This window comes from Quisquiliibacterium sp. (assembly GCF_982640115.1).
On the sequence record NZ_CEXFHW010000144.1, the window covers coordinates 1 to 10,376 of the forward strand.

General features: G+C 70.2%; 11 protein-coding genes. 3 read left to right on the forward strand and 8 right to left on the reverse strand.

Going from position 1 to position 10,376, the window contains the following annotated elements:
• Positions 1 to 46 precede the first annotated feature (46 nt).
• On the forward strand, positions 47 to 343 hold the full coding sequence (locus AC2H6A_RS14575; protein ID WP_484274326.1) for a GNAT family N-acetyltransferase: 297 nt from the start codon (positions 47 to 49) through the stop codon (positions 341 to 343).
• Here the strand turns inward: AC2H6A_RS14575 and AC2H6A_RS14580 are convergent.
• The 3 genes from AC2H6A_RS14580 to AC2H6A_RS14590 are packed head-to-tail and all read right to left on the reverse strand — an operon-like array spanning position 294 to position 3,271.
• Entirely contained in the window at positions 294 to 1,247 is a 954-nt protein-coding gene (locus AC2H6A_RS14580) for a DMT family transporter (RefSeq protein ID WP_484274327.1), read from the reverse strand. The genes AC2H6A_RS14575 and AC2H6A_RS14580 overlap by 50 nt on opposite strands.
• Positions 1,248 to 1,250: 3 nt before the next feature.
• Entirely contained in the window at positions 1,251 to 2,360 is a 1,110-nt protein-coding gene (locus AC2H6A_RS14585; protein WP_484274328.1) for an NAD(P)/FAD-dependent oxidoreductase, read from the reverse strand.
• Entirely contained in the window at positions 2,336 to 3,271 is a 936-nt protein-coding gene (locus tag AC2H6A_RS14590) for a dihydrodipicolinate synthase family protein (RefSeq protein ID WP_484274329.1), read from the reverse strand. The genes AC2H6A_RS14585 and AC2H6A_RS14590 overlap by 25 nt, the downstream gene beginning before the upstream one ends.
• A gap of 157 nt (positions 3,272 to 3,428) precedes the next feature.
• Between AC2H6A_RS14590 and AC2H6A_RS14595 the strand changes: the two genes are divergently transcribed.
• Together AC2H6A_RS14595 and AC2H6A_RS14600 are read left to right on the forward strand one after the other, a co-directional pair.
• Complete coding sequence (locus AC2H6A_RS14595) at positions 3,429 to 3,839, forward strand: RidA family protein (RefSeq protein WP_484274330.1); 411 nt, start codon at positions 3,429 to 3,431, stop codon at positions 3,837 to 3,839.
• A gap of 9 nt (positions 3,840 to 3,848) precedes the next feature.
• The gene (locus AC2H6A_RS14600) at positions 3,849 to 4,991 is read left to right on the forward strand and encodes an alanine racemase (RefSeq protein ID WP_484274331.1); all 1,143 of its coding nucleotides are present in this window, start codon (positions 3,849 to 3,851) and stop codon (positions 4,989 to 4,991) included.
• A gap of 30 nt (positions 4,992 to 5,021) precedes the next feature.
• On the opposite strand, the gene AC2H6A_RS14605 is transcribed toward AC2H6A_RS14600, so the two are convergent.
• From AC2H6A_RS14605 to ompR, 5 genes are all read right to left on the reverse strand, one after another.
• Positions 5,022 to 5,606, reverse strand: a complete 585-nt coding sequence (locus tag AC2H6A_RS14605; RefSeq protein WP_484274332.1) for a DUF3501 family protein — start codon at positions 5,604 to 5,606, stop codon at positions 5,022 to 5,024.
• A 4-nt stretch (positions 5,607 to 5,610) separates the two neighbouring features.
• On the reverse strand, positions 5,611 to 6,969 hold the full coding sequence (locus AC2H6A_RS14610; RefSeq protein WP_484274333.1) for a (Fe-S)-binding protein: 1,359 nt from the start codon (positions 6,967 to 6,969) through the stop codon (positions 5,611 to 5,613).
• A gap of 103 nt (positions 6,970 to 7,072) precedes the next feature.
• Positions 7,073 to 7,495, reverse strand: coding sequence for a rubrerythrin family protein (locus AC2H6A_RS14615; protein WP_484274334.1), 423 nt, complete (start codon positions 7,493 to 7,495; stop codon positions 7,073 to 7,075).
• 204 nt (positions 7,496 to 7,699) lie between these two features.
• Positions 7,700 to 9,040 (reverse strand): ATP-binding protein, encoded by a 1,341-nt coding sequence (locus tag AC2H6A_RS14620; protein ID WP_484274335.1) that lies wholly within the window; start codon positions 9,038 to 9,040, stop codon positions 7,700 to 7,702.
• A gap of 39 nt (positions 9,041 to 9,079) precedes the next feature.
• A complete protein-coding gene (gene ompR / locus AC2H6A_RS14625) occupies positions 9,080 to 9,799 on the reverse strand; it encodes an osmolarity response regulator transcription factor OmpR (RefSeq protein ID WP_484274336.1) in 720 nt (239 codons plus the stop codon).
• Positions 9,800 to 10,376: the final 577 nt, after the last annotated feature.

A 10,376-nucleotide genomic window follows, 5' to 3' on the forward strand; every position in this document is an offset into this window, starting at 1 on the left:
CCCAGGCCGTGGCCCTGCTGATCCGGGCCGAACAGGAGCCTCAGTCATGACCGAACCCGATGCCGCGCGTCCCGCCGATGTGATCCACCGCCCGGAGCGTGGCTGCTTCGAGCTCGAGGTGCGCGGCATGCTGTGCCGCGCCGACTACCGTCGGGTGGGCGACGTGCTGGTGGTCCATCACACCGAGGTGCCACCGCTGCTGGAAGGCCGGGGCCTGGCCGGCGTGCTGGTGCGGGCGGTGTTCGATCATGCCGCGGCGCAGTCGCTGCGGGTGCAGCCCCGCTGCTCGTATGTCAGCGCCTGGGCCCGGCGCCATCCGGAGGTGCGCCCGCTGCTGGCCTGATCAGGCCCGCCGACAGTGCGGTGCCGGCCAGCACCACCGCGCAGCCGAGCAGGGTCTGCAGGGTGATTGCCTCGCCCAGATAGAGCGCGCCCGACACGATCGCCACCAGCGGGTTCAGGAAGGTGACCGACATGGTGGGCACGGTGCCCACCTCGCGCAGCAGGCGGAAGTACATCAGCATGCCCAGGCCCGAGCTGGCCACGCCCAGGAAGGCCGCCTCCAGCCAGGCGCGCAGGCCGGGCAGCCCGCTGCGTGGCGCGGCCCACACGCCCTGCCATTCGGCGATGGCGAAGGGCGTGAGCGCGATCGACGCTGCGAGCATGGTGCCCACGGTGAGGGCGAGCGGGTCGATGCCGGCCATCTTCACCCGCGAGAAGTTGGCCGCCATGCCCCAGACCACCGAGGAGCCCAGGCCGCAGAGCACCGCCATGGTGACTGCCAGTGAATCGGCATCGAGCCGCAGCGAGGCCTTGCCCCAGACCAGGATGGTCACCCCGGCCATGCCCACCGCCAGGCCTGCCATCCGCCAGGGGCCGATGCGCTCGCCCAGCCAGGCCCAGGCCACCACGGCACCGAACATCGGCGCGGTGGCATTCAGGATCGCGGTGAGGCCCGCGCTCAGCGTGAGCGCCGACCAGGCGATCAGCACGAACGAGAGCGCGGTGAAGGCGGTGCCCTGCAGCGCGAACAGGCCGGCATGACGCCGCAGCAGCGGCAGTCCGCCGCGGTGGGCGAGCACCGGCAGCAGCAGCACCGCGGCAATGCCCATGCGCACCGCGATCAGCGTCACCGGCCCGAACTCAGGCACCGCCGAGCGGGTGAACAGATAGGCGGCACCCCACAGCAGCGAGAGCACCAGCAGCTCGGCCACATGACGCGGCCCGACGCGCGCCGTGGTCTGCACGCCTCAGGCTGCCGCGGCGAGCCGGGTCACCACCTCGTCGGCGATCGCCAGGCTGGAGGTCAGGCCGGGGGACTCGATGCCGAACAGATTGACCAGGCCGGGCACACCGTGCTCGACGGGCCCCTGGATGACGAAGTCGGCCGCGGCATCGGCCGGGCCGCCGAGCTTGGGACGAATACCGCTGTAGCCGGGGGCGAGCGAGTCATCGGGCAGGCCGGGCCAGTAGCTGCGGATGGCCTCGGTGAAGTTCGCGCAGCGCGCCGGGTCGACCGAGTAGTCGATGGCGTCGATCCACTGCACATCGGGCCCGAAGCGGCCCTGGCCGGCGAGATCGAGGGTGAGGTGCACCCCGAGCCCCGCACGCTCGGGCACCGGGTAGATGAGCCGGCTGAAGGGCGCGCGCCCGATCAGGCTGAAGTAGTTGCCCTTGCACAGACCGGCCACCGGCACATGGCGGGGGTCCAGGCCTTCGATGCGCGCCGCCACCGCCGGTGCGTGCAGGCCGGCGCTGTTGACCACGGTGCGCGCGCGCAGCGCCATGGGCTCGTCGCCGCCCACCCTCAGTTCGATGCCCTGCGCGCTCACCGTGGCGCCGACGAGCGGCGACTTCAGGGCCAGCATGGCGCCGTGATCCTGCGCTTGCCCCAGCAGCGCGAGCATCAGGCCATGGCTGTCGATGATGCCCGTGACTGGCGAGAGCAGCGCGGCATCGCAGCGCAGCGCGGGCTCCAGGGCGCGCGCCTGGGCGCCATCGAGTACCGCCAGCTCCTCGACGCCATTGGCGCGGGCGTGCCGCTCGATGCCGGCGAGCTGGGCCACCTGATCGGGCCCGTTGGCCACGATCAGCTTGCCGCAGCGGCGATGGGCGATGCCGCGCTCGGCGCAGTAGGCATACAGCCGTCGGCGGCCCTGCACGCACAGCCGCGCCTTGAGCGAGCCGGCGGGGTAGTAGATGCCGGCATGGATGACCTCGCTGTTGCGCGAGGAGGTCTCGGTGCCGAAGGCGTCGGCCGACTCGAGGAGAATCACCTCGCGCCCGGCCATGGCCAGGGCGCGCGCCACCGCGAGGCCGACCACGCCCGCGCCGATCACCACGCAGTCGATGTCTTCCATGGCTGCCGGCGCTCCAGTCGATCGAGAAGGTAGTCCACTTCGGCGCGCGCCGTGGGGCTGAGCGCGCTGGCCGGACGGCGCTGGGTGTCGCTGGCCAGCACGCCGCGACGCATCAGCACATGCTTGCGCACCGCCAGACCCACGCCGGGCTGCTGCTCGTAGCGCAGCAGGGGCAGGTGCGCGTCGAAGAGGTCGTGGGCTTCATCCCGGCGGCCCTGGTCGGTGAGCCGGCCCACGCCCACCAGCATCTCGGGAAAGCAGTAGCCGGTCATGGCGCCGTCGGCACCGCGCTCGGTCTCGAAGTCGAGGAACAGTCCGCCGTTGCCGCACAGGATGGAGATGCGGCGCATCGCGCCCTCGCGCTCCCAGGCGCGCAGCGCGCTGATCTTTTCCAGACCCGGCCAGTCCTCGTGCTTGAGCATCACGCAGGAGGGGTTCTCGGTGACGATGCGCCGGATGACGGCAGGCGTCATGACCACGCTGAAGGTGAGCGGATAGTCCTGGATCACGAAGGGCACATCGGCGCCAATGGCCTCCACCGCCTGCCGGTAGTAGCCGACGATCTGATCATCGGTGCGCAGGGTGTTGGGCGGAGCGATCATCACCCCGGCCGCGCCCGCGGCCATCACCTCGTGGGTGAGGGCGCGCATGGCGGCAAAGCCGGGCGCGGTGACGCCCACCACCACCGGCACCGGCAGGTCGCGCACCACGGCGCGCACGATCGCCAGGCTCTCGGCGGCATCGAGCTTGGGCGCCTCGCCGAGTTGGCCGAGCACGGTGACGCCGGTGACCCCGGCGCGCTGGTAGAAGCGGCACAGCCGGGCCAGCGACTCATGGTCGACCTCGCCGGCGGGCGTGAACGGTGTGGGGGCGATCGCGTAGACGCCGCGGGCCTGTGCGGACAGGGTCATCGTCGGAGGGGCCGGGAGGAGGAGGAGGGGAAGTCTACCCGCGCCGCCCCTCGCAGGGGTGCGACCCCGGGCCGGAACCGGATGCCTGCCGTCGGCCGCCTCGGGAGGGTTACCATCGCCAATCCTGGTCCTTCAACCCCGTTCTGCAGGAGCGTCCATGAGCATCGAATTCATCAATCCCCCCGGCATGTCGGTGGGCAGCTATTCCCATGCGGTGGGCGTCGATCTATCCGGCGGCCGGCTGGTCCTGCTCTCCGGTCAGGTGGCCATGGACGCCGCCGGTGCCGTCACGGCCAGCACCTTCGAGGGGCAGGTGGAACAGGTCTTCGATGCGCTGAGCACGGTGCTGGCCGCCTCGGGTGCGCGCTGGACCGACGTGGTCAAGCTCAATGTCTACCTGTGCGACATCAGCCCCGAGCGGGTGCGGGTGTTCCGCGAGATCCGCACCCGGCGCCTGGCCGGGCACAAGCCGGCGAGCACCCTGGTGGGCACCTCGGGGCTGGTCCACGCCGACCTGATGCTCGAGGTGGAAGCCACGGTGTACATCGCCGAGGGCGCGGCGCGCTGAGCCCGGCCGATGTTCCCGCACGCCCTCGCTGATCTCGAGACCCCGGCGCTGCTGCTCGACGAGCCGCGCATGCGGCGCAATGCAGCGCGCATGCGTGATCGGGCGGCTGCGCTCGGCGTGAGCCTGCGGCCGCATGTGAAGACCGCCAAGTGCCTGGAGGTGAGCCTCGCGATGTGCGGCGGTGCGCCGGGTCCGGTCACGGTTTCTACCCTGAAGGAGGCCGATCAGTGCGCCGCTGCGGGCTTCCGGGACATCACCTATGCGGTGGGCATCACCGCCAACAAGATCGCCCATGCGCGCCGTCTGCTCGCCCAGGGCGTGCGGCTGAGCGTGCTGCTCGACAGCGTGGCGGCGGCGCGCGCGCTGGTCGACGCGATGGTCGGCCATGTCGGCGAGCCGCTGTCGGTGCTGATCGAGATCGACACCGACGGCCATCGCAGCGGTCTGGCGCCGGACGCCCCCGATCTGCTGCCGGTGGCGCAGGCCCTGGTCGCGCCCGGCGTGCGGCTGGCCGGTGTGCTCACCCATGCCGGTGAGTCCTACCACTGCCGCGATCAGGCCGCGCTCGTGGCCATGGCCGAGCGTGAGCGTGCCGGCGCGGTGCATGCCGTGCAGCGGCTGCGCGCGGCGGGCCATGCCGCGCCGGTGGTGAGCGTGGGATCCACGCCCACGGCGCTTTCGGCCGCTGCGCTGCCTGGCGTCACCGAACTGCGGGCAGGGGTGTATGTGTTCTTCGACCTGGTGATGGCCGGCGTGGGCGTGTGCGGTCCTGACGACATTGCCCTGTCGGTGCTCACCAGCGTGATCGGCCATCAGCCCGCCCGCGGCTGGACGATGTGCGATGCCGGCTGGATGGCGCTGTCGCGCGATCGCGGCACTGCATCGCAGCCGGTGGATCAGGCCTATGGTCTGGTGTGCGACGCCCAGGGGCGTGTGCTGCCCGACTATCTCGTGAGCGCGGTCAGCCAGGAGCACGGCACGATCACCCACCGCAGCGGCGATCCCGCGCGCTTCCTGGATGTGCCGGTGGGCACGCTGCTGAGGGTGCTGCCCAACCATGCCTGCGCCACCGGTGCCCAGCACGCCGGGTATCGCGTGCTCGGCGGCGAGGGCAGCGTGGTGGCGCAATGGGCCCGGTTCTCGGGCTGGTAGACGCCGGGCCCCTCGAGCGGGGCCCGGGTCTCAGCTGAGGTCGGCGGCCAGGGTGGCGCGGGTCTCGGGGCCGACCGGCTCCAGAGCGGCCTGGTAGGCGGGGTGATCCACGCCGATGGCCAGGCTCACGCCGTACTTGAGGGCTGCTGCCATCTCGTCGGTGAGCTCGAAGCGCAGGAAATGCACCGAGGAGGTCTTGACCGCGTTCTCGCGCTCCATGTCCTCGTCGGCGATGGCATACACGCGCGGCGAGCCCTCCACCTGCACCCAGACCCGGTCCTCCACGCCGATCAGGCGGGCGAGCTCGCGCTTGCGCTCCTCGGGGTCCGGGTACTCGATCAGCATGGTTGCCTTGAAGTTGCGGCCATCGGGCACCAGGGGGTTGTAGGCCTCGAGCTCGTGGCCGATGCCTTCCTCCTCGAAGATCTTCTCGATGCGCAGCATCTCCTGGATCTGGTAGCGCACCGTGAGCTCGTCCTCGAACAGCAGGGTCACGTGCGCGCCCAGGGCCACCGAGCGGTGGCGCTTGTGGTCGATCACGCGTCGGCGGAAGTCCGAGCGGGCCTTCGCGTAGGCCTCGAGGGTCATCAGGGAATCGCGGGTCACCTTGGTCATGTCATCACTCCTTCAGTCCGTAAGCCATCCGCAGCAGCGTGATCGGATGTGCGAGCTTGTCACCGGCGGGCTTGCCGGCCAGGGCCATCCCCTGCTCGATGTGATGCCCGGCCAGCTGGCAGTCCGAGGCGATCCAGTCAGGCTCGCTGCCGGTGTGCTCGGCCATCTGCCGGAACACCGGCCGTCCGATCTTCAGTGCGGTCTCGTGGAATTCCTTCTTCACGCCCCAGGTGCCGGCGTGGCCGGAGCAGCGCTCCACGGTGTTCACCTGGGTGTCGGGGATCATCTGCAGGGTCTCGCGGGTCTTCTGGCCGACGTTCTGCACCCGCAGGTGGCAGGCCACGTGATACGAGACCTTGCCCAGAGGCTGGGCGAAATCGGTCTTCAGCAGGCCATCCTTGTGGCGGGCCACGAAGTACTCGAAGGGGTCGAACATGGCGGCCTTCACCGCCTGCACATCGGCATCGTCAGGGAACATCAGCGGCAGTTCCTGCTTGAACATCAGGCCGCAGGACGGGATGGGCGCCACGATCGCCCAGCCCTCGCGGGCCAGTCGCGCCAGCTTGGGGATGTTGCGTTCCTTCAGCGCGGCCACGGCCTCCAGGTCGCCGAGCTCGAGCTTTGGCATGCCGCAGCAGGCCTCCTTCTCGACCAGGGTCCAGGGGATCTGGTTGTGATCGAGCACCTTGAGCAGGTCATGACCGATGCCGGGCTCGTTGTAGTTGACATAGCAGGTGGCAAAGACCGCCACCTTGCCGGGCGTGCGCTCGCCGGCGCGCACCGCGTGGGCGGGCGAGGGGGCCGCGCTGCCGGGGAACGGATGGGCGCTGAAGTCGGGCAGCCAGGCCGAACGGTGCACGCCGATCATGTCTTCGCCGAGCTTGCGAAGCGTGGGTGATTCCTTCGCCTTGTTCACCATCTGCACCACCACCGGAATGCTGGCCAGCTTGCCGTTGCGGTCGGTGGAGGAAAGGGTGCTGTCACGGAACTGGGTGGGCGTGCCCTGCTTGAACTGGATCGCCTTGCCCCTCAGCATCAGGTGGGGGAAGTCGAGGTTCCAGGGGTGCGGCGGCACATAGGGGCACTTGGTGAGGTAGCAGACATCGCACAGGTAGCACTGGTCGACGACCTTCCAGTAGTCCTTGCGGTCGACGCCATCGACCTCGCCGGTCTTGCTCTCGTCGACCAGGTCGAAGAGGGTCGGAAAGGCATTGCACAGGCTCACGCAGCGGCGGCAGCCATGGCAGATGTCGAAAACCCGTTCCATCTCGTCGAGGGCCTTGCTCTCGTCGTAGAACTCCGGGTTCTTCCAGTCGAGCGGGTGACGGGTGGGGGCTTCGAGCGAACCTTCGCGTGCGGTCATGGTCGTCTCACGGGCAAAGAAAAAGGGAGCGCCAAGACGCTCCCCGGCCTGCCCGCCAGCGCGGGTCCCGGAGGGCGCGCGCGGCGGTACGGCATCAGCGTCTTCAGGCGGCCAGGGCCTCGAGCGCCTTGGCGAACTTGTTGGCGTGCGAGCGCTCGGCCTTGGCCAGGGTCTCGAACCAGTCGGCGATCTCGTCGAAACCCTCTTCGCGGGCCGATTTGGCCATGCCCGGGTACATGTCGGTGTACTCGTGGGTCTCGCCGGCGACGGCGGCCTTCAGGTTGAGCGCCGACTCGCCGATCGGCATGTCGGTGGCGGGGTCACCCACTTCGGCCAGGTAGTCGAGGTGGCCGTGCGCGTGGCCGGTCTCGCCTTCGGCGGTCGAGCGGAACAGCGCCGCGACTTCCGGATGGCCTTCAACGTCGGCCTTGTTTGCGAAGTACAGGTAGCGGCGGTTGGCCTGGCTCTCGCCGGCAAACGCAGCCTTGAGGTTGTCGTGCGTCTTGGTGCCCTTCAGTGACGGCATGGCGGTCTCCGATGTGACGGTGGTTGGGAATCAGTGCAGTCGAGACATCCGCCGGGTACTTGTTTGTCCAGCCTTGTCGACTGCACGGATTGTACAAACCCGTGAGCGCGCCTGACCAATTGAACCTTCTAATGCGGGTGATTGAGCTTGACTATCGTCAGCGCCGAACGATCGGAGGACGACGCCCCGCAGGTCGTGGCGGGTTCAGCGCCGGGCCGCGTCGGGCAGGGTCAGGCGCACCGTCAGCCCCTCGCCTTGCGGGCCCGCCTCGAGCTCGCAGGTGCCGCCGTAGCGGGCGGTGAGCCGGGCCACGATCGCCAGCCCCAGGCCGCTGCCACCGGCTTCGCTGCGCTCATCCTCGATCCGCGAGAAGGGGCGCAGCAGGCGCTCGCGCTCGGCCGCCGGCACTCCGGGCCCCCGGTCGCTCAGGGTCATCTCCAGCCCGGCTGGCAGGCGTCGGGCGCCAATGCTCAGCTCGGCCCGGCCGCTGCCCGGGGTGCTGCCATGGCGCACCGCGTTTTCGAGCAGGTTGGCGAGCATGCGCTCGAGGTCGATCGGGTCTCCCCGCCAGACGAGATCGGCCGGCAATTCGGTGTGCACCGTGAGCAGCCCGGCCTCCCGGCGTGGCTGGTAGCCGGCGAGCGCGCCGCTCAGCACGTCGGCGACCATCACCTCGCCGATCCGGCGCGCCGGGCCGTGCTCGCCGGCCACCCGGGCGTACTCGGTGAACTTGCCCACGATCCGGTCGATCCGCTCGATGTCACCGTTCATGGCCCGCTTGTCCTCGGGGCCGAGGGCCGACAGTTCGATCTCCATGCGCAATCGGGTGAGCGGCGTGCGGATGTCATGCGAGATGCCGGCCAGCGCGACGGCCCGATCCGATTCAAGCTGGGCGAGCTCGGCCGCCATCCGGTTGAAACGACGGTTGAGGGCGGCGATCTCGGGCGTGCCCGACTCGACCAGGGGTGCGGGCGCGCGGCCCCGACTGACCTGATCGAGCGCCCGCGCAAGATTGGCCAGCGGTTTGCTCAGTGGCGAGGCCAGCATCAGGGCGCCAACCAGCGCGAGCCCGGCCGCGACCACCAGCATGGTGACCCACGGCGGACCGAGGTGACGATCGAAGCGGCTGCCCTCCAGGCCCAGCCAGTACGGGTCGCCGTCGATGTCGAAACTCACCCAGAGGCCCGGGTCGCCATTGACGCCCGCAGCCAGCCGCGTGGCCGGTCCGAGCAGCTGATGCAGTCGGGCGAGCAGGCTCTCGCTGCGGCGCCCGGCCATCGCGTCGACCCGGTCGGAGACCTCGAGCGGCAGCACGCGCACGCCTTCCTCCCGGGCGAGGGTCGTGAGCAGCTGACGCCGACGCTCCGGCTGGGCGCTCACCAATCCGGAGCGGGTCAGGTTGACCACCGAGGCGATCTCCCAGGCCAGGGTCTGCTCCGCGGGCGCCGGATCGAAGGCCCGCACCAGCTCGAGCATGATCAGCAGGCAGGCCACCACCAGTCCGGCGATGAGCAGGAAGGTTCGCCAGAAAAGGGTGGTGCGCATGCGGGTGGGCGCTCGGGCGCGGTTGGCGCGTCCGGACGCTCAGGGCTGGTCGGGAACGAAAGCGTAACCGACACCCCAGACGGTCTGGATGTAGCGGGGGTTCTGCGGATCGTCCTCGATCAGCTTGCGCAGCCGCGAGATCTGGACATCGAGGCTGCGATCGAACGCGCCGTATTCGCGGCCCCTGGCGAGCATCATGAGCTTGTCGCGCGAGAGGGCCTGTCGGGGGTGGCGGGCGAAGACCTTCAGCACCGCGAACTCGCCACTGGTGAGGGGGATGGGCCGACCGGCCCGGGTAAGCTTGCGCAGGGCCAGGTCGAGATGGAATTCCCCGAACTGGATGCTGGCTGGCTCGGCGCTCGGCGCCCCGGGAACCTCGGGCGGCGGCTGCCGGCGCAGGACCGCATGAGCCCGGGCCAGCAGTTCGCGTGGATTGAAGGGCTTGGGCAGGTAGTCGTCAGCGCCCATTTCCAGCCCGAGGATGCGATCGACATCATCGCCCTTGGCGGTGAGCATGATGATCGGGGTGCGTTCGCCGCCGCCGCGCAGCCTGCGGACGATTGACAGGCCATCCTCACCGGGCAGCATGAGATCGAGGATGATCAGGTCGAAGGTCTGGCGTTGCATCAGCCGGTTCATCGACGGGGCATCCTGGGCCAGGCTCACCTGGAAGTCGTTCTCGGTGAGGTATCGACGCAGCAGTTCCCGCAGCCGGGGGTCGTCATCGACGACCAGCAGGTGCTTGGCGGTCACGGTCATGATGCGGGGATCATAACCAGCGCCGGTGTGCGCCGGGGGGCGCCCGCGAACTCCTTACCCGCTGTTACATCGGAGCCCCCGAAGGCAGCGGGTGACTGGGCGGGGATTGCCTACAATCGGGGGATGCGCGAGTGGCGATCGTCTGGTGGCGTCCGTTTTCGGCAGCGCCAACTTTGGGGGCTTCTGCTGGCCGGTCTGCTTCTGGCTGCGGCGGGCCCGGCGCGCGCGCATGCGCCCGGAGAGCGTCTCGATCCCGAGGAGCGCAAGCGGCTGCGGCATGAATTGCGCCGCCATGCGCAGTCCTCGCGCCTGCTCGCGGAAGGTGAAGGCAGCCTGTCGCGTCAGGTTGGCGATAGCGCGCCTGGCCGGCCGGCGGAAGCTCGCCCGGGAGCCGAAGGCCGGCCCGGGGCAGAGGTCCGGCCCGGGGCAGAGGCGCGGCCTGGGGCAGAGGCGCGGCCTGGCGCAGAGGCGCGGCCTGGGGCAGACGGCCGGCCCGGCGCAGAGGCGCGGCCCGGGGTGGAGGGGCAAGTACCGGGGCCTGCGCTGCCGGCCGGTAGTCCTGCGGCCGGGCTCGCGG